Annotated in this window: 14 protein-coding genes; 12 read left to right on the top strand and 2 right to left on the bottom strand. The window is 29.5% G+C overall.

Annotation, left to right across the window (positions count from 1 at the left end; translation table 11 throughout):
* The first annotated feature begins 16 nt into the window (after positions 1-16).
* The 10 genes from OIF33_RS09275 to OIF33_RS09230 all read left to right on the top strand — a co-directional run bounded on the left by OIF33_RS09275 (position 17) and on the right by OIF33_RS09230 (position 15,921).
* Positions 17-1,078 (top strand): CdaR family transcriptional regulator, encoded by a 1,062-nt coding sequence (locus tag OIF33_RS09275; RefSeq protein ID WP_322503965.1) that lies wholly within the window; start codon positions 17-19, stop codon positions 1,076-1,078.
* Positions 1,079-1,235: 157 nt separating this feature from the next.
* The gene (locus OIF33_RS09270; protein WP_322503964.1) at positions 1,236-2,495 is read left to right on the top strand and encodes a GntP family permease; all 1,260 of its coding nucleotides are present in this window, start codon (positions 1,236-1,238) and stop codon (positions 2,493-2,495) included.
* 255 nt (positions 2,496-2,750) lie between these two features.
* Positions 2,751-3,872 (top strand): glycerate kinase, encoded by a 1,122-nt coding sequence (locus OIF33_RS09265; protein ID WP_322503963.1) that lies wholly within the window; start codon positions 2,751-2,753, stop codon positions 3,870-3,872.
* Between the two features lie 288 nt (positions 3,873-4,160).
* Positions 4,161-5,597: a DEAD/DEAH box helicase gene (locus tag OIF33_RS09260; RefSeq protein ID WP_322503962.1), complete on the top strand. Its 1,437-nt coding sequence runs from the start codon at positions 4,161-4,163 to the stop codon at positions 5,595-5,597.
* A gap of 135 nt (positions 5,598-5,732) precedes the next feature.
* Positions 5,733-6,191, top strand: a complete 459-nt coding sequence (locus tag OIF33_RS09255; protein WP_322503961.1) for a hypothetical protein — start codon at positions 5,733-5,735, stop codon at positions 6,189-6,191.
* 249 nt (positions 6,192-6,440) lie between these two features.
* A complete protein-coding gene (locus OIF33_RS09250; protein ID WP_322503960.1) occupies positions 6,441-7,817 on the top strand; it encodes an MATE family efflux transporter in 1,377 nt (458 codons plus the stop codon).
* 288 nt (positions 7,818-8,105) lie between these two features.
* Entirely contained in the window at positions 8,106-8,276 is a 171-nt protein-coding gene (locus tag OIF33_RS09245) for a small, acid-soluble spore protein, alpha/beta type (protein WP_322503959.1), read from the top strand.
* 174 nt (positions 8,277-8,450) lie between these two features.
* Positions 8,451-14,765, top strand: a complete 6,315-nt coding sequence (locus tag OIF33_RS09240) for an alpha-N-acetylglucosaminidase TIM-barrel domain-containing protein (RefSeq protein ID WP_322503958.1) — start codon at positions 8,451-8,453, stop codon at positions 14,763-14,765.
* 383 nt (positions 14,766-15,148) lie between these two features.
* Complete coding sequence (locus OIF33_RS09235) at positions 15,149-15,628, top strand: hypothetical protein (RefSeq protein ID WP_322503957.1); 480 nt, start codon at positions 15,149-15,151, stop codon at positions 15,626-15,628.
* Between the two features lie 98 nt (positions 15,629-15,726).
* Positions 15,727-15,921 carry a hypothetical protein gene (locus OIF33_RS09230; protein WP_322503956.1) on the top strand — a complete coding sequence of 65 codons (195 nt, stop codon included), beginning with the start codon at positions 15,727-15,729 and terminating at the stop codon, positions 15,919-15,921.
* Between the two features lie 355 nt (positions 15,922-16,276).
* On the opposite strand, the gene alr is transcribed toward OIF33_RS09230, so the two are convergent.
* Positions 16,277-17,437 (bottom strand): alanine racemase, encoded by a 1,161-nt coding sequence (gene alr, locus OIF33_RS09225; protein WP_322503955.1) that lies wholly within the window; start codon positions 17,435-17,437, stop codon positions 16,277-16,279.
* Positions 17,438-17,927: 490 nt separating this feature from the next.
* Here alr and OIF33_RS09220 point away from each other — a divergent pair, with 490 nt between their 5' ends.
* Both OIF33_RS09220 and OIF33_RS09215 read left to right on the top strand, forming a co-directional pair.
* Positions 17,928-19,184, top strand: a complete 1,257-nt coding sequence (locus OIF33_RS09220; protein WP_322503954.1) for an MFS transporter — start codon at positions 17,928-17,930, stop codon at positions 19,182-19,184.
* 200 nt (positions 19,185-19,384) lie between these two features.
* Positions 19,385-19,954 carry a GNAT family N-acetyltransferase gene (locus OIF33_RS09215; RefSeq protein ID WP_322503953.1) on the top strand — a complete coding sequence of 190 codons (570 nt, stop codon included), beginning with the start codon at positions 19,385-19,387 and terminating at the stop codon, positions 19,952-19,954.
* A gap of 52 nt (positions 19,955-20,006) precedes the next feature.
* Here OIF33_RS09215 and OIF33_RS09210 read toward each other — a convergent pair whose 3' ends face one another.
* Complete coding sequence (locus OIF33_RS09210; RefSeq protein WP_322503952.1) at positions 20,007-21,059, bottom strand: ATP-binding protein; 1,053 nt, start codon at positions 21,057-21,059, stop codon at positions 20,007-20,009.
* Between the last annotated feature and the right edge of the window lie 165 nt (positions 21,060-21,224).

Here is a 21,224-nt window from a genome sequence, read left to right as displayed (position 1 = left end):
TACTTAGCGTAGTATGATGTTAAATAGGGAGTTAGCTCAAAATATAGTTAATAAAATGATGGAGGTTATTCCTTACAATGTAAACATAATGAACAATAAAGGGATAATAATAGGAAGTGGTGATTCAAGTAGAATTGGAACTTTACATAATGGAGCTCTAGAAGCATTAGAGGTAAAGAAAGTAATAGAAATATCTAAGGATGAAGATAAGGTCAAGTCTGGAGTAAATTCACCAATATTCTTTAGAGACAAGGCTATAGGGGTTATTGGTATAACTGGAAATCCTAAAAAGGTTAGGCAATTCACACAACTGGTAACGGTTACTGCTGAACTTTTAATAAATCAAGAGTATACCTTAAATAAACATATAATAAAGGAAAGACTAAAGGAAGAATTCCTTTATGAATGGTTATATTTAAAAGAATCTTATGATTTAGAATTTATACAAAGAGGTGCTAATGTAGGTATTAATATTTCCTTAGATAGAATAATTTTAGTTTTAGAGTTTGAAAAAGATGAATTCAAAGAAAATGTAAAAATGGTAAAGAGATTTATAAAAGAAGATGAGTACTATATAAATTTAACTTCAAACAGAATAGTTATGATTTTATTAGATAATAATTTATTATATAAGCGCTTAAAGGAATTAAAAGAAATGATTATGAATATGAACTCTAGAATAGGACTAAGTGCAAGACATAAAATTATTTCTAAATCAATGAATGAAGCTGTTGAAGCAGTTGATATAGGAAAAAAATTATATAAAGGTGAATTCTTTTATGAGTATTCAAAGGTAAAGGTTTTTAGTTTTTTAGAGAATTTTCTTAATGAAGAAGAATGGAAGATTATAAGAAACAGGATATTAAAAGAAAATATGGGAGAAGAACTATTAGAAACCTTTACAGCTTATATGAAGCATAGTGGAGAGAGAAAAAAGACGGCAGAGTCACTACATATACATAGAAATACATTGAATTATAGGCTGGAGAAAATTGAGGAAATAACAGGATTAAGCTTTGATAATTATTTGGATTTATTTCAATTTATGATTACATACATAGTAAATGAATTAAAGTAAAAGTATAGGTTTTCTTTGTGCATATGCATAAAGAAAACCTTTTTAATTAGGAAAATTTAATAATGATTTTAAAAATGAAAACTTATACAATGAAATTCGTCAACAAATTTAAGAATAAGTTAGGTCTTAGATTTATTAAGAAAAGGAGGATTTTATTGTGGACGTAACAGTTACAGCTTTAGGCGCAGTGATTGCATTAGTTGTTGCAATTACTCTTATTATAAAAAAGGTTCATCCAGCATACGGACTTATATTAGGAGCTTTAATAGGTGGACTTATTGGTGGAGCAGGACTAACAGGAACAGTTAATTTAATGATGGATGGCGCAAAAAATATGATGCCTGCTATCTTAAGAATACTTACAGCAGGGGTACTAGCAGGGGTTTTAATTGAATCCGGTGCCGCAGCAAAGATTGCAGAGACAATAGTTGAGAAAATAGGAGAATCAAGAGCTCTTATAGCTTTAGCCATAGCTACGATGGTATTAACAATGGTTGGAGTTTTTGTAGACGTTTCAGTAATAACAGTATCTCCAATAGCTTTAGCAATAGCTCACAAATCAGGTTTAAGTAAATCAGCTATATTATTAGCAATGGTTGGTGGAGGTAAGGCAGGAAATATTATGTCTCCAAACCCAAATACAATTGCAGCTGCTGATAACTTAGGAGTTTCATTAACAAATGTTATGATAGCAGGTATTATACCGGCTATATTTGGTGTTATAGTTACATGCATATTAGCAAGTAGAATAAAGAAAAAAGGTTCTTTTGTTAACTTAGAGGAACGTGTGAAAGAAGCGGCAGATATGCCAGGATTCTTACCAGCTATGGTTGGACCGTTAGTGGCAATAATATTATTAATGTTAAGGCCATTAGCAGGAATAGCTATAGACCCATTAATAGCCTTACCAGTAGGTGGTCTATGTGGAATAATAGCTATGGGAAAAGTTAAATATATTAACCAATACGCTACTTATGGACTAGCTAAGATGAGTGGTGTTGCAATCCTTTTAATAGGAACTGGAACTTTAGCAGGAATAATTGCTAACTCAGGATTAAAGGATGTTATCATAAACGGAATAAATACTTTAGGTTTACCAAGCTTTATGTTAGCTCCTGTTTCAGGAATACTTATGTCAGCGGCAACAGCTTCTACTACATCAGGAACAGCGGTGGCTACATCAGTATTTGGACCAACAATCGTTCAACTTGGAGTTGCACCACTTGCTACAGCCGCTATGATACATGCTGGGGCTACAGTTTTAGACCATTTACCACACGGTAGTTTCTTCCACTCAACTGGTGGTAGCGTAGCAATGGATATGAAAGAAAGACTTAAGCTTATACCATATGAGTCTTTAGTTGGATTAACAATGACAGTTGTATCTACTATAATATTTGGAATAATATTAAAATAGTTTTTTAGAAAAGTATAGTTTGGTGTTTATTAAAATGCCTAATTATACTTTTCACATATAAAATATAAAAATTCTATATTATATTTTAAAGTTTAGACTTTGATTTAGGTAAGTCAAACTTATTTAAAAAGGAGTAAGAATTTATTAAGGAATGTAATTAAAAATAGTAAAAGAATTAAATTAAAATATTTTTAGTAAGCATAATGAATTTTAAAATAAAAATTAAGAGAAAGTATCTTACAGGAGGAAACATAGATGAAATTTGTATTAGCGCCAGATTCATTTAAAGAAAGTATGACTTCAATGGAAGCTTGTAATGCCATGGAAAGAGGAATTAAAAAGGTTTTTAAAGATGCAGAATGTATAAAGGTTCCTATGGCTGACGGAGGAGAAGGAACAGTTGAGGCTTTAGTTCATGCAACAGGTGGAAAAATTGAGACTTTAAAGGTTACAGGTCCATTAGGAACAGAAGTAGAAGCTTTCTATGGAGTATTAGGTAATGGGAAGACTGCTGTCATAGAAATGGCAAGTGCTTCAGGAATTCAACTTGTTAAAAGAGAAGAGAGAAATCCTTTAATAACAACAACTTTTGGAACTGGAGAAGTGATAAAAGCAGCTTTAGATGAGGGAATAAAGCACTTAGTTATAGGAATAGGTGGAAGTGCCACTAATGATGGGGGAGTAGGAATGCTTCAAGCCTTAGGTGGAAAAATTTTAGATAAAGAAGGAAATCAAATAGCTTTTGGTGGAGGAGCACTAAAGGATATAGAAAGTATAGATTTAACTTCTTTAGATGAGAGGTTAAAGGGTGTATCTATAGAAGTTGCTTGTGATGTAACTAACCCATTAGTAGGAGAAAAAGGAGCATCAGCAGTATTCGGACCACAAAAAGGAGCGACTCCAGAGGTAGTTAAAGAGTTAGATAATAACTTAACTCATTATGCTTCTATAATAAGTAGAGATTTAGGAAAAGAGGTTTCAAATATAGAAGGATCAGGAGCCGCTGGTGGTCTTGGAGCAGCTTTATTATTACTAGGTGGAGAACTTAAAAGAGGTATAGAACTTGTGATAAAACATACAGAGCTAGCTGAGAAAGTAAAAGGAGCAGACTTTGTATTTACAGGTGAAGGAAGTATAGATGATCAAACTATATATGGAAAAACTCCAATGGGAGTAGCCACTGTAGCTAAGGAAGGTGGAGTTTCCACAATAGCTTTTGCAGGTAAAGTAGGAGATGGAATAGAAGGTCTTTATGAAATAGGAATAAAGAGCATATTTAGTATAATGACTGGAGTTTCAACTTTAGATGAAGCTTTACAAAATGGAACTAGGAATTTAGAGATAACAACTGAAAATGTAATTAGACTTTTAAAATAAAAAATAATATGAATTAATTTATAATGAGTGAAAATAAAAAGTATCTAATTTTTATTTTCACTCTTTTTTATGAATTATTTTTCAATAAAATTAATCTATTTCAGATTTTAATATTCGTTATTATTTTAATATGTAGGAAAAAGAAATGTATTAGAACAATAAACAAGTTAAACAATAGGAATGGAAAATTGTATAATAGTTATTTATTATAAATTAGGATAACGAATGAATATGTGGTATAACTATAGAAGATCATAAGTTTTAAAACAAAGGAGATAAACATAATATATGAAATTTAATGAATTTAATTTAAGTGATGATATTATTAAGGCCCTTAATAATTTAGGATATAAGAACCCTTCAGAGGTTCAGGAAGCTTCAATTCCAAAGCTTTTAGAGGGAAGAGATATAATAGTTAAATCTCAAACTGGTAGTGGTAAGACTGCAAGTTTTGGAATACCTATTTGTGAAAAAATAAATATTGAAGAAAAAAATGTTCAATGTTTGGTTTTAACACCAACTAGAGAACTTGCAATTCAGGTTAAAGATGAGTTAGCTAATATAGGAAGATTAAAAAAGGTAAGATGTGCGGCCATATTTGGTAAACAACCTTTTAATGAGCAAGTTAGAGAACTTAAACAAAGAGTACATATAGTAGTAGGAACACCAGGAAGAGTATTTGACCATATGGAAAGAGGAACTTTAGATTTAAGTGAAGTTAACTATGTGGTAATAGATGAAGCGGATAAGATGCTTTCTATGGGATTTATTGATCAGATAAAAGACATATTAGGAGGATTAAGATTAAATAAGACAACAGCCTTATTTTCAGCAACTTTTTCTAAGGAAATAGAAGAAGTGTGTGAGGAGTATATGAGAAATTCTGTTCTTTTAGAAGTTAAATCAAAGGTATTTAATAGAGATAGAATAGAAGAAAGTGTAATTGAAATAGAAGAGAAAAATAAAGAAAAAGCTTTATGGAAGACTCTTTATGCTAATCATCCAGAAAGTGCTATAGTTTTCTGTAACACAAGAAACAAGGTTAAAGCCGTTTACAAAATGCTTAAGGATGAAGGAATAACTTGTAATGAACTTCATGGAGACATGGATCAAAAGAAGCGTATTGAGGTTATGGAGAACTTTAGAGATAAGCACTTCAAGGTTTTAGTTTGTACAGACATAGCTGCTAGAGGAATTCATGTAGATAGTATAGAGCTTGTTATAAACTATGAAGTGCCAATGGAAATGGAAAGTTACGTTCATAGAATCGGAAGAACAGGTAGAGCAGGAAGAGAAGGAAAGGCTGTTACTTTTGTAAATAACTATGAAAAAAAATACTTAGAAAATATAGAAGAGTATATTGGGTATGAAATAAAAAAAGGAACTATGCCTACTGATGAAGAGGTTAAGGCTGGAAGAAATATATTTAAAGAAAGCCAAAGGATTCAATTAAAAGAGAGTAAAAAGCCTAAAAAAGAGATTCATAGTGATATAGTTAAAATACATGTTAATGGTGGAAAGAAAAAGAAAATAAGAGCTTTTGATATTGTTGGATGCTTTAGTAATCTTCCAGGATTAACTGGAGATGATATAGGAATAATAGATGTTCAAGATGGATTTTCCTATGTTGATATATTAAATGGAAAAGGAGAAAAAGTCCTAAAAAACTTTAAGGAAGTTACTATAAAAGGTAAAAAAGTTAAGATTCAAAAGGCTAGAAAATAAATTATTTATGTTAAATTATATTTAATAGAGTGATTAATTAGGTGTAATATGGTAAAATTAAGGTAAGATATACAAATAATATCTTACCTTTTTAATTTAAAAAAAGCTAAAGAATTTTATGGAGAGGTGGTCTATATGAAGAAAAAAGTTACTATCTCTATTACGTCTCTAGTTGTAGTTTTTTTAGTCTCTATAGCATATTTAGGATTATATGAAAATGATTTTATTGGAGAAAATAAATCATTAAATAAAGAAGTTATTACTCTTATAGAAAATGAAGAGGATAAAAAGTTAGATTTAACTTCTTTAAATAAAACAACAGCTTTTGAGTGGGATGAAGTTTACTTAATATCTCCATATGAAGATGTAAACGAATTTTTTACAAATGTAGATACTTATGCTCCAGAAAAAACATACAATTCAGAAATAACAGAAGTCTATATGTTAGCTTTTGTTAAGCATTCTGACAAGGGTGGTAAAAATAAGCTTATAGAATACACTTATATACCATCTAGTTATATTGATGTAGAAAAACTAAAAGATATGAAAGTTATAGAAGGAAATTACCATTATGTTAATGGGGATTTAGTTTAGATTTTAAGGAACTGTATCAAAACTTTAAATAATAAAACTTATAAATTCTTAGTGAAATTTAGCAATTCTCGGAATATGTTTATAAGTTTTATTAAGTTATTTTGATACAGTTCCTTAGTTTTATATTAACAATATTTTTCAAATATTCATATATTATTAAATTTAAAGGAGTATTATAAGTTAATGTAGAGTGCTATAATTTACATTGAAATTTTATAAGAAAGCATTTTTTAGTAAGGGGGGTTAATTATGCTTATAACAAGGGACAAAAAATTTTATAGGTTACTTTTTAGTATTGCCTTGCCAATAGCAGTACAAAACTTAATAACTTTTATGGTAAGCATGGTAGATACTTTAATGGTTGGAGCTTTGGGGGAAATTCAACTATCAGCAGTTTCTATAGCGAATAATTTATTTTTTGTACTTACGATTTTAATGTTTGGACTAGCTGGTGGATCTAATATTATGATTTCGCAGTATTGGGGAAAAGGAAACATTAAAACAATTCATAAAATTTTAGCTATAATGTATAGATTTTGTATAGCCTTAACGGGAATTTTTATATTTATAGCAGCATTTTTACCAAAACATTTTATGGGGATTTTTACAACAGATATGGCTGTTATAGATTTAGGAGCTAGCTACTTAAGAATAGTATGCATAGGATATTTATTCTATTCCATAACAAACTGTACAATAATGATGCTTCGTTCAGTAAAAACTGTAAGGATATCAATGATAGTTTACAGTGCTTCTTTAGTGGTAAATGCAATATTAAACTGGGTTCTTATATTTGGAAAATTAGGAGTACCAGAGCTTGGGATAAATGGAGCAGCAATTGCCACAGTATGTGCTAGAATAACTGAATTTTCAATAGTTCTAGTATTTATGTTTTTATATGAAAGAAAGATTGGGCTTAAGTTAGAGCATTTATTAAAGCTTGATAAAAATATTTTAAAAGACTATGTTGGATTATGTACTCCTGTGTTATGTAATGAGTTGCTTTGGGCAATTGGAGCTTCTATGATATCAGTTGTAGTTGGAAGAATGGGAACTGAGGTTGTTGCTGCCAATAGTATAAATGGAGTGGCTCACCAATTTGTAACAGTTTTTATTTTTGGTATGTCTAATGCTACAGCAGTAATAATAGGAAATACCATAGGTGAAGGTAAAAAGGAAAAAGCAAGAGAGTATGCCCATAGTGTTGGAATTTTCAGTGTTATTATGGGAATCATAGCAGGACTTATGATTTTATTTATAAAACCAGCTATTGTTAATTTCTATAATGTATCTGATAGCACAAAATTAATATCCATGGAAATAATGACTGTAACTTCTGGAATAATAGTATTTCAATCCCTTGCAAGCAACTTTATGATGGGTGTACTTCGAGGTGGTGGAGATGCGAAGTTTGTTTTAATAAATGATCTTATTTTTATGTGGCTTGTTGCTATTCCAGGAGGATTCTTTGCAGCCTTTGTTTTAGAACTTCCAGTTGCCTTGGTATTCTTAGTTATAAAATGTGATGAAATATTAAAGTCACTTGTCAGTGTATATAGAGTAATTAGTGGAAAATGGGTAAATGATGTAACAAAGGATTATGAATTTGAAGAAGCTCCATGTTAAGTTTAAAATCTTAAGTTTTATTTTATATTAATATTGATTTTCAGCTAAATCTTCAATCATAATTTAATTTTAAGTGAAAATAAAATTTTGAAGTTTGAATTTTGAAATTAAAAATTATCCATTTGAGAGGATGAAAAAAATTCTTTATAGAATAATATTAATTGTTTCAGAGTAATAGCTTAAAAGAGTTATAGAAATAGTTAGCAGTGTTGGAAAGTTGTTTTTAGGATAGATGAGCTGTTAAAGTTAAATACTAAATAAGAACTAAATTTGAAAGGAGTGTTTACTTTGGCTCATAAGAATAATAAAAATAGCAAAGCTAATAAGAAGTCTGGTCAAAAGACTAAAAAAGAAGTAGAAAAAATGAAACATGAAACTGCTGATGAAGTAGGATATTCAAAAGAATCAAGAAAATTAGGTAAAAATGATACTAGAGACAATCCTTATAAGGGATTTTAATAAATTAAAAAGTAAATATAATTAATTACATTTCAAATACACACCTTTTTAGGTGTGTATTTTTTGTAAAAAAACATAAATTTTTGGGGTAAAAAGAATTAATTTCAAAACATTTACATATATATATTATGTAGACAATAATTTTAATACTTTTTAGTTTAGGGGGAAGAGATTTTGTTTAGCAAAAAATTCAAAAAACAAATGGCATATGCTTTAACTAGTACTTTTTTATTAGGGTTAGTTAATCCTAGTTCAGTAAAAGTTTTTGCATCTACTGGAATTGAGATTACAGAAGGGGTTACGGTTACTGCTAAGGGGAATACAGAAGGGAACACAGCAGACTTAGTCATTGATGGAGATGTATCAACATATTGGGAGTCTTCAAATGACTATAGATGGATAGAAATTGATTTGGGAGAGATATATGAATTATCTAAAATAGAAATATTTAATAATGTAGGTGCTTCCTATAAATATAATATATATGCTTCAGAGGATGGAGAAACATTCAATAAAATAGCATATAAAAATGATGAGAAAGTAGCTGATAATAATGGAGATACACATAACATCGATAATATTAGAGCTGGAAAATTAAGAATCGATGTTGTTCAAAATAGTAATAATGACAAGGTTAATATAGCTGAAATTAAGGTTTTTGGAAAGAAAACAGGAGAAAGTTTATCAGAATTAGCTCCAATCACTACATCTAATTTTAGTGAAACAAAATGGGCTACAGAGTATGAAAAATTTGAAAGTGATAAAGGATATGCAGAGGAAAAAACAATAAATGAGATTAAGAGTTTAGTCAGTAGAGTAATTGGAGCTGAGTATGTTGATAACTTTACCTTTGAACTTAGAGAAGAGATTAATGGTAATGATGTTTTTGAAGTTTCAGATTCACAGGATGGAAAGATTTTAATAAAAGGAAATAATGGAGTTTCATTAGCATCAGGGTTTAATTATTACTTAAAAAATTATTGTAATGTTAGTTATAATCCAATAATGGAGTCTAATTTAAAAATGCCTGAAACAATGCCAAGTGTTGGAGAAAAGGTAGTTATAGATACTCCATATGAACATAGATATGCATTAAATTTCTGTACCTATTCTTATACAATGGCTTTCTGGGATTGGGAGCAATATGAAGAGTTCTTAGACTGGTGTGCAATGAATGGAGTAAATTTAGTCTTAGATATAATTGGACAAGAAGAGGTTTTAAGAAGAACTTTAAATGAGTTTGGATATAGTGATGAAGAGGTTAAAGAATTTATTTCAGGACCTGCATATTTTGCTTGGTTCTATATGCAAAATATGACTGGATTTGGAGGACCACTTCCTAATGATTGGTTTGAGCAAAGAGCAGAACTTGGAAGAAAGCTTCATGATAGAATGCAATCCTATGGAATAAGTCCAGTCTTACAAGGATATTCAGGTATGGTTCCAAGAGATTTTAGGGAGAAAAATCCAGAAGCACAAACTATTTCTCAAGGAGGATGGTGTGGTTTCGATAGACCAGACATGCTTAAAACATATGTGAATGAAGGAGAAAGAGATTATTTTCAAGAAGTTGCAGATGTTTTCTATAAAAAGCAAAAAGAAGTATTTGGAGATGTAACTGACTTCTATGGAGTAGATCCATTCCATGAAGGAGGAAATACTGGAGGATTAGATAACGGAAGAATATATCAAATAATTCAAGATAAGATGATAGAACATGATAATGAAGCAGTTTGGGTTATTCAAAACTGGCAAGGAAATCCTAGTAATAATAAATTAGAAGGATTAACTAAGAAGGACCAAGTTATAGTTTTAGATCTTTTCTCAGAGGTAAGTCCAGACTGGAAGAGATTAGAGGATAGAGACTTACCTTGGGTTTGGAATATGCTTCACAACTTTGGTGGAAGAATGGGAATGGATGCAGCGCCAGAAAAACTTGCTACAGAGATTCCTAATGCCTTAGCAAATTCAGAAAATATGATTGGTATAGGTATTACACCAGAGGCTATAAATACTAATCCTTTAGCATATGAACTTTTATTTGATATGGCTTGGACAAGAGACCAAATAAATTTCAGAACATGGACTCAGGACTACATTGAAAGAAGATATGGTAAGGTAAATGAAGAAATTATAGAGGCTTGGAATATTATATTAGATACAGCTTATAAGAAGAGAAATGATTATTATCAAGGTGCGGCTGAGTCTATTATAAATGCAAGACCAGGATTTGGAATACAAAGTGCTTCAACTTGGGGACATTCAAAAATAGTTTATGATAAGAGTGAGTTTGAAAAAGCTATTGAAATTTTTGCAAATAACTATGATGAATTTAAAGAAAGTGATGCTTTCCTTTATGATTTTGCAGATATTTTAAAACAATTATTAGCTAACTCTGCTCAAGAATATTATGCTGTTATGTGTGATGCTTACAATAATGGCGATTCAGATAAGTTTAGATTTGTTTCAGGAAAATTCTTAGAGCTTGTAGAGCTTCAAGAGAGAGTATTATCAAGTAGACCTGAATTTTTGATAGGAAATTGGATTGAAGATGCTAGAACAATGCTTAAGGATGCTGATGATTGGACTAAAGACTTATTTGAGTTTAATGCTAGAGCCTTGGTAACAACTTGGGGATCAAGAAATAATGCTAATAGTGGTGGACTTAAAGACTATTCTAATAGACAATGGTCAGGATTAACAGAGGATTATTACTATGCTAGATGGGAAAAATGGATAAATGGATTACAAACAGAATTAGATGGTGGAGCTAAGGCACCTAATATAGATTGGTTCAAGATGGAGTATGATTGGGTAAATAAGAAAAGTGATACAGATAAACTTTATCCAACAGAGGCTTCTAATGAAAATTTAGGTGAACTTGCTAAGATAGCTATGGAAGGCTATTCAGTAACTAATATGGATAAAATATTAGGTGAAGGTGAAGTTGAGAAAAGAGTTAATATTGCTTTAGGAAAGCCTGTAAGCAGTGAAACTCATGGATCTAATGAAGCTAGTCCTCTAAGTAATATTACAGATGGAAACACAGGAAGCATGTGGGTTGCTGATAGAGAGGGATACCCTGCAAGTGTAATTGTAGACTTAGAAGGAGTTAAAACTGTAGATGGAATAGAATTTGCTTTTAGAAATCAAGCTGGAGATAGAGCTGTTGCATACAAAGTAGAAATCATGGATGAAAATGGACAATGGGTAACAGTATCAGATAAATCAGAGGATTATTCTAATAAAGGTGTTATTGAGGAAGTTGATTTTAAAGGTAAAGCACAAAAAGTTAGAGTTACATTGACAGATGTAGATTTAAGTTTAAGTCCATCATATACAATACCAGAATTAGCAGAAATAATGGTATATGAAGGAAAAGAGTCAGTAGATGAATATACTAACGTTGCTTTAGGTAAGCCAGTTGCTGGATCAGAATCAGAGAGTGGAAAACCACTATCTAATATTACAGATGGCAATCTAAATTCTCTTTGGGTAAGTAATGGAGGACAAACTCCAGCAACTGCTTCTATAGATTTACAAGGAACAGAAAATGTTGATTTCTTAGAACTTTACTTTGAAAAAGCAGGACTTAGATTCCAGTTTAAAGTTGAAGTAGAGGATGCAAGTGGAAATAGAGAGAAAGTATTAGATATGACTTCAAATAAAGGAGACAATGAAAAGTCTTATAAAATACCTGTAGGAAAAGATATAAATAAAATACATGTTACTATGACTGGAAAAGCAGCAGGTGGTGAATACCCAGGGGCTTGGGCAGCTATAGCAGAAGTAAAAGCTATGTCTAAGGAAAAGCCTGTTCAATATGTAAATATAGCAGAAAATAAATCAGTAAGTGGTTCTCCTTCTCAAGGAGGAAATCCTCTATCAAATATTACAGATGGTAATTTAAGTTCACTTTGGATAAGTGCTAATGGAGCAGTTCCAGCAAATGCTACAATTGATTTAGAAGAAAATAATTTTGTTGATTTCTTAGAACTTCATTTTGAAAAAGCAGGCTTTAGATTCCAGTTTAAAGTTGAAGTAGAGGATGAAAGCGGAAATAGAGAGACTGTATTAGATATGACTTCAAATACAGAAGATAATGAAAAATCATATAAAATACCTGTAGGAAAAGAAATAAGGAAGATACATGCTACTATTACAGGAAAAGCACCAGGTGGATCATATCCAGCAGCATGGGCGGCCATTGCAGAGATTAAGGCTATGGCTAAGGAAGTCGTAAATAAAGGAGAACAAGCTTCAATAGCATTACCACAAGGAAATATGAAAGCAACAGCAACTTCAGAGCATCCTAATGTAGGAAATGAAGGGTTAGCAAGCTTTGCTATTGATGGAAAAGAAAATACTATGTGGCATACAAAATATTCTCCTGTAGAAGCATTACCACAAAGTATAACTTTAGAGCTTGGAGGAAGTTATGAAATTAATAAGTTTACTTATCTTCCGAGAAGTGGCAATAAAAATGGAAATATAACTAAGTATGAGTTTCATGTAAGTAATGATGGCAATGAATTTAGAAAAGTTTCAGAGGGAACTTGGGATGAGAGTGGAAGCTTAAAAACATTAAAATTTGATAGTACAAAGGCAACTCATGTTAAACTTGTAGCTTTAGAAGGCGTTGGTGGCTTCGCTTCAGCAGCTGAATTAAATGTATTTGCCATACCAGAAAATTTAGCTATGAAAGAAGAAACTAAGGTTGAGGCAACATCGAATAATTCTGAAATAAATAATTTAAGAGATGGAGATGAAAATACTCTTTGGATTCCAGAACAAGGAGAAGAAAAGGCTGTAACCTTTGATTTAAGTAAAGAAAAGGATATATCAGCAATAGAGATATTAAGTAAAGGAAGCTCTTCATTAAAGTATTCTATAGAATCTTCTAATGATGGAACAGAGTGGACAAACTTAGTAGATGAGAATGATAATGAAGAAAACAAAGCTGTATATTCTAATATACTAAAATCAGGTCAAATAGGAAGATTTGTAAGAGTTAATTTTAGTAATGAGGATGTTAAGATTGGAGAAATTAGAATTTACAAAGGGGATTCTACTTCAAGTCTTGCTTCTTATATAAGAGTTATTGAGGATATATATAATAGTGCAGTAGTTGGAGATATGGCAGGAAACTATACTGCTGAGGCTAAAGAAGCACTTGGAAATGCTATAGAGCAAGCTAAAGAAGCTTTAGGAAATGATATAAACTCAAAAGAAGCTAAGGAAGTTATAAATAATTTAAAGACAGCTTTAAATGAGTTCTATAAAGGATTTGTTCAAATAAATAGAACTAAACTTGCAACTTTAATAAGTGATGTTGATGTTTTACTAAATGAAATATTACCAGAGATTATGAATAGTATGAATTACAATGAAAAAGCTATAGTTAATATGGAAGTTCAAAAGCTTAGAAATGAAAATGATGAGGCTAAAGAAGTTTACAATAAGAAACAAGTTTCACAAAGTGAAATAGACATGGCTTATGAAGAATTAAAGAATGCTTTAGATTCATACTATGATGCTGTAAGTGCTGAAACTGCATATAAATCAATGTTACTTTTAGCTAAGGAAAAAGCAGAAAATGCAGTTGTTGGAAATGGAAATGGTCAGTATTATCAGGAAGATTTAGATGCTTTAAATGAAGCTATAAGAATAGCAGAAGAAGGATTTGAAAGTTCTACAACTTCAGAAGAGGTTAGAAATATAACGAATTCTTTAAAAGAGGCTTTAGATACTTTCATAGAATCAGTAAACGTAGTTGAAAAAGGTCAATTGGAGAAGATAATAACTTCAATAGAAAGTAAGTTAGAAAATGCAGAAGGAGTATATATTCCTAGTGCTATAGAAGAATTAAGAGGTGCTTTAGAAAAGGCTAAAGAAGTATTGAATGATGAAGAGGTAGGTCAAGAAGCTGTAAATAATGCTATTTCTGATTTAACTGAGGCAGAAGCTAAATTTGAAATTTCAAAGGTTCCTAATAAAGAGGAATTAATAGGAGAAATAGAAAAAGCTTATGGAGTTTTAGAGAAGCTTAAAGAATTCAATAATCTTGAAGATATAAAAATAAGGCTAGAAGATGCTATTTTAGAGGCTGAAAAGGTTAATAATGATGAAAACTCATTAACAGAAGATGTAAATAAAGTTTTAGATGAATTAAAAGCTGTAATAGAAGAGGCTTTAAAAGCTATGGATTCTACAGAGATTATAGTAAGTCCAGTTAGAGATTTTGAAGCAACTGATATTTCAAAGAAAAATATTACTGTTCAGTGGAGTGCACCTGAAAATTCATTTGGATTAGAAGGATATGTACTTTACAAAGATGGTAAAGAGGTAGCTGAAATAGGAAAAGATGAAACTTCTTACATCTTTACAGGATTGAATAGACACACTATATACAACTTTAAGATTGCAGCTAAATATAGTAATGGAGAACTTTCTTCAAAAGAATCTATTACCTTAAGAACTGAAAGATAAAAGTTTAATCATTTTAATAATAGGCTATGTTTTAGATGAATGTTGACTTTTAACTAGCTCTTCAGACGTAGCTAAAAGTCAATCCTAGTTAAAAAATAGCCTAATAATAAATAAAAATAAATATAATTAGAATTAATAAAATACACACCTTTTTGGTGTGTATTTTTTATGAAAAAAAGAATGAAAAATATTGAATTTAGTAATAATCTAGTAGAATTTTACATAAAATATATTATGTAAATATTTTTTCAATATTTAAATTTTCTTTTGAAATTAAAATATTAAAAAGGTATATTTAATAGTCAATAAGAGAAGCTGTTATGTTGTTATGAAAAATAATTCAATTATTATAGAGGCTTCTTTGGGAATGGTAGGAGAAGAGTATGAAAAAAATAATACTTATTTTAATAGGAATATTTTTAATTAGCTTTATTTTTTATGGAATTTGGAGAAATAAAGATAATGAATTTAATCTACCAAGTTTGAAAATAACTTATGATAATGAAAAAATTGAATTTGAAGCTAATGGATACAATTGGAATAAAAATGGGAAAGCAGTTATAGCTGATCCACAAAGCACTGAGAATATTGCAAAGAAAATGGAGGGTAGTGATGTGCCAGCAGGAGCCAGCTTAAACTTAAAATTTTCAAAGGAACCTAAGAGTATTAAGGTGGTAGAGGAAGATTCATTAAAGAATATAGGATATACCGTAACTAATAATACTATAATTACTCCAACTGAATTAGGAGAACATATCTTAGTTATTACAGGAGAATGGGAAGATGGGTATGTGACCTATGTAACAAAGATAGAGTCTGTAAAAAAGGAAGAATATAATAAAAAACACAAAATAAAATTTTAGGGGAATATCATAATAGACTTCATAATAAATAAAAGAACTGATAGGGTATTATGGAAAAAGTATCATAACTATTCATAAGAAATAAGGGGGAAACAAATATGAATTATCTAGGATACATTATAATTTTATTAAGTCCGATTTTAGGAGCATTTTTTTCAGAAATATATGTTTTTTTAACATCATGGATTATACCGGGGGATATAAATCCATTTGTCACTTCAACTAGTGTAGTATTTGCAATTTTAGGTTTGATAATAGTTTTAAATGATGATAAAGAGCATTCAGAAGGTTAAAGTATAGACTACATAAAAAAGTAACTTAAAATAAAACTTATAAATAGTATGAAGAGAATATCTAGTAATTATCGGAATATTTTTATAAGTTTTATTATTTGTCTGTGTTTTAAACTAATGTTGATTTTTAGATAGAACTGTAAGACCATCTTAATGAGCAGTTAGTATTGCATCATATATGTAAGAATAATAGCGTTAAGAAGCTTTTTCTGTTTGAGCGGAGCGAGTTTAAAAGCTTTAGCTATTATTCTGGAATAGGTGATAGCAATACTTTGCGAAATTAAGTTAGGTCTGAAGGACTAGCTAAAAATCAACTTTTAGCTAAAACATAGCCTATTATTTAAGCTTTATTATATTAAATATAGTTTCTAACTTTAACTATTTCATTATTCTTTTTATATATTCTAGGAACTCTGTGACTTATCATACAAAGTATTTCATAGTTTATTGTTCCCATGATTTCTGCCATATCATTAGCATCAAATTTCAAGCCATTTTCTTCTCCTAAAAGAATTACCTCATCACCAATTTTAACATCATCTATATGAGTTACATCAATCATGCATTGGTCCATACAAATTCTTCCTATAACATTGGCAAATTGGCCATTTATTATAACTTTTGCTTTTCCGCTAAGTAATCTTGAATATCCATCAGCATAGCCTATTGGAAGTGTAGCAATTTTACTTTTCTCTTTAGTTTTATATGTTCTTCCGTAACTTACATACATATTTTCATCTAACTCTTTAACAAAAGCAACAGCTGTTTTTAAAGTAAGAGCTGGCTTAAGTTTTAAGTTTTCTTTTTTTACTTCCTCAGATGGATAATATCCATAAGAAATAATTCCACATCTAACGCCATCTAAATAAGTTTCCGGTAAATCTATTATGGCACCACTATTAGAAGCATGCTTTAAAGGAATGTATATTCCTTTTTCTTCTAAAGCTTTATTGAAAGTATTTAATTTTGAAAATTGCTCATAAGTATAAGTTTTATCTTCCTCATCAGATGTTGAGAAGTGAGTAAATAATCCTACAACCTCAATTCCTGGTAAAGAACAAATTTCTAAAACATTATTTAATCCTTCTTCGTTTGGAAGAAAGCCTATTCTGCCCATTCCAGTATCTATTGCAATGTGTATTTTAGCTTTTTTTCCAAGTTTTAAAGCAAATTCTGATAGTTCTTTAGCGTATTCCACATCATAAACTGTTTGCTCAATTTCATTATTAATTAAGTTTTCAGCGAAACTTATAGGAGTATATCCTAAAATCATTATTGGAGCAGTTATACCAGAAGCTCTAAGCTCATCAGCCTCTGTTATTATTGCAACAGCTAGTTTAGAAGCTCCATTTTTTAAAAGAGTTGAAGCTATATCTAAAGCTCCATGACCATAAGCATTAGCCTTAACCACGGCTATTATTTCTTTGTTACCGACTAAATTTTTTATTTCTTTCATATTGCTTGCTATTGCATCTAAATCTATTTCAGCCCATACAGGTCTAACACATATATCCATTTTAAAACACCTCAAATAATCTACAACTTTTGTAATTTTATCTAAAAATTTAACAGTTTTATTTAAATGTAACACTAGTTTAAAACATAGCTAAATAATTAGATAATTTTTGAGTATAGTGGATTAGAACCACAACTCAATAAAATACAGTCCTATAATACTATTATAAGATATTGTAACATAAAATGAAGAACCACCCTAATTGTAATTTTTAGAGGTGGTGGTTTCACTTAGTATAAACTTTAGAAGATAGAATTATAGATTAATTATTAATCTATAAGTAAATTCGCATAATGAAAAACTCTAATTAGCTCATTAATAGGTTTCCCAATTCTAGCTCAATAATCAAACTACTTTGAAGCATAGTCTAAGAATATAAAGTGTATTTTAAACTAAAAAATCAAGTTAATATAGAATATTTTCACTATAAAGTAGATAACAATGCATATATAATTAAACGGAATTTAGAAATCATAAAGGGAGAAATAAGATGAAAAAGAAAAGAGATTTAAATGGAATAATATTAATAGCAACTGTGTTTATTGGTTTCTTAGTATTTGGATTATCAGAGAATATAAAAGGACCAGCCATTCCTAGAATTCAAGATAATTTTTCTTTAAATGAAGCACAATTGGGAATGCTTTTAGCCTTAAATTCTATAGGGTATTTGATTGCTTGTACTTATACTCCATTCTTATCAAAGAAGATAGGACTTAAGAATACTACTATATTATGTTTTTTAATAATGGCTTTTTCAGGAATTTTAATAGGTATGGCTCCAAATTATATATTTTTTTCAGGTTCATATTTCATTATGTATCTTGGAAATGGAATGCTTGAGATTGCTTTAGGGGTAATTGCGGCTATAGCTTTTACTAAGAATACAGGAACTATGATGAACTTATCACACTTTTTTTATGGATTAAGCTCTATGATAGCTCCATTAATTGCTACAAAACTTATGAGCTCAAATTTAGGTGGACAAGCTTTGGGATGGAGAGGAATGTATTTAATTGTATTATTACTTTCCTTAATTCCAATAATACCTACTTTAATGGGTAAATTTCCAAAGTCAAAAAATGAGGAATCTGTTGGTATAAAAGAATCTTTTAAAGAAATGATAAAGGATAAAAAGATATTACTAATAACATTTATATTATCCTTTGGTGTTACCTGTGAAATGACTGTAGGAGGATGGTTAGTTAATTACTTAGAAAAAGCTCAAGGTTTTTCAGGAGAAGATGCTTCTAAAGTTCTTATGGGATTTTTCTTCTTTTTTATGTTAGCTAGACTTGTTTTAGGACCTATTATAGACAAATTAGGGTTTGTTAAGTCACTTTTAATAGTTTCAACTTTTGCTGGAATTTCAATTATAATAGGGATACTTTTAGGAAAGGGAGCAACATTACTTTTAATGTTATCAGGAATTGGAATAGCACCTATATATCCAACAGTTATGGCTATAATAGCTAAAGAGTTTAGAGAAAAAATAGAGATAGCTATGTCTTTTGTTTTAACATTTATGGGAATTGCCATAGTAATAGGGAACTTATTAGTAGGTGTAGTTGTGGATCTATGCAAAATGATCTTTTCTAATATTTATGGAATTGAGTTAGGCATTAAACTGGCATATAGTGGAGGATTCATATTCATTGGAGGGTGTAGCTTAATTTGTGCACTGGGAAGTTTAAGACTTTTAAAAGTCTTAAGAAGTGAAGAGGAAGAATTTTTAGTGGAGATGGAATAGGCTTTGCGAAACTTAAACTATGAATAAGTTTAAAAAAATAAATATTAAAGCTCTTAATATTTATGATTAGTTTAGAAGTATAATTTAATTAAAGTGGGTTTCTCATATAATATTATAAAGAGATTTGAAATAAGATTACTTTAAAATGTGGTTAATTTAAATATTTAATATTTGTACAAGTAAGTAGGAGAGTGAATTTTATGCTAGATAAGAGTGTTGAGTTTTTCAGAATGGTGTTAAAAAGAGAAAAGGGAACAAAGCTAAAGAGTGCATCATTACCAGAAGGATTTAAGTTTGTTAAGTTTAAAAAAGGTGATGAAAAAGCATGGGCTGAAATAGAAACATCTGTTTTAGAATTTGAGAATGTTAATGTCGCTAAAGAGTATTTTGAAAACAAATATATACCATATTCAAGTGAAATAGAGAGAAGAATATTATTTATAGAAAATGAAAATGGAGAAAAGATTGCTACATTTACAGCTTGGTGGAGATATACAGGGGAAAGAAGACATCCATTTATGGAGTGGGTTGCTGTTAAACCTGATTATCAAGGAAAAGGGTTAGGAAAAGCTCTTATTTCTGAAGGTGTAAAACTAATGGTAGCTATTGAGGGAGATTGTGATATGTATATCCCAACTCAGACTTGGAGTCACAAGGCTATTAAATTATATAGATGGGCTGGATTTGCTTTCGAGACAGAAGAAAAATTCCCAGGAGGAATTGAAAACAGAACCTTAGAAGGTATTGAGGTAATAAAGGGTCTAATATAATAGTATAGATAGATTAAAAATAGAAACAGAATTTATTATTCTGTTTCTTTCATCAAAAAATTATTTTATTAATAGGTAAGTAAATTGTAAATTCAGTATGTTTACTATTACTATTTACAACAATCTTACCATCATATGATTCAACTAACTCTTTTACTATAGCTAGTCCAAAACCATTATTATTTTCTCTATTTTTTTTTGTAGTAAATCCATTATTAAATATTTTATCTAACATTTCACTTGGAATCTTAGGGCCGTTATTTTGTATTTTAAGCACAAAATAATTAAAGTTATAATAAGTATTGATTTTTATTAAACCATTACCATTTAATACTTCAACAGCATTTCTTAAGATATTAGAGACTATGCGTTGAAAATCTAATTCATTTACGTTAGTTTCTGAAATATTAGCATTTTCATCTATTAAAACAGTAATATCCTTTAAGTTAATCGTATTCACTATCATGGATATAATTGAAGTACTATCAGAAATAATAACATTATTAAGAATATTATCATTTCCATTAATTATGTTTTTTAATAATTCTCCTAGTTTCTCATGGTTCCCCATAAGGTGTAATCCATATAAATAAGAAATTTGAGAACCATAATCATGCTTTAATTTTTTTAATGAATTAATGTTTTCTTCTAAATTTGCATTTAATAGATCAATTTTTTTTGATTTTTTTTCTATACTAGAAAAATATATTATAATAAATATTATAAACAAGAATAATAAAATCAATAGTATTTCTTTGAATAATGGATTATCTTTTGCATTAATAATCGCATTAAATGAAACTATAAAGTCTAATACTATAGTACAAAGTATTAAATAGATGATTGAACTATTTCTAGATTTTATAGTTTTATAAATTAAGTATATAGATTTCTCTTTAGATAAAATTAAAAAAGAAAGAATATACTGTGGAAAATACATAATAAGTATGTAGAATATATTATTTTCTTTTACTACTAGAATGTTTTGGCAGAGAATATTATATATAAAAGATGAAATTATTAATGTTATTACAATAAAAGCATAAACTACACTGAACCCAATGCCAGCAGCTAATAAATCATTTTTATATATTAATCCTCCCATTATTAACATTACCAAATGCAAAATTAAAGTTGCAACACTAGAATTTCCTAAGGAAAAAGTTGTTATGGATATTATTATCCATAACAACAATATATAAAATAACATTTTAGACTTTGGTTTTTTACATTCTTTTTTACTGCATAAATTTATTGTGTTTATAAATAT

The organism is Clostridium sp. LIBA-8841 (assembly GCF_034439435.1).
Lineage (GTDB): Bacteria > Bacillota > Clostridia > Clostridiales > Clostridiaceae > Sarcina.
The sequence above is the reverse complement of the archived record's forward strand: the minus strand, read 5'-3'. Positions and strand labels throughout refer to the sequence as shown.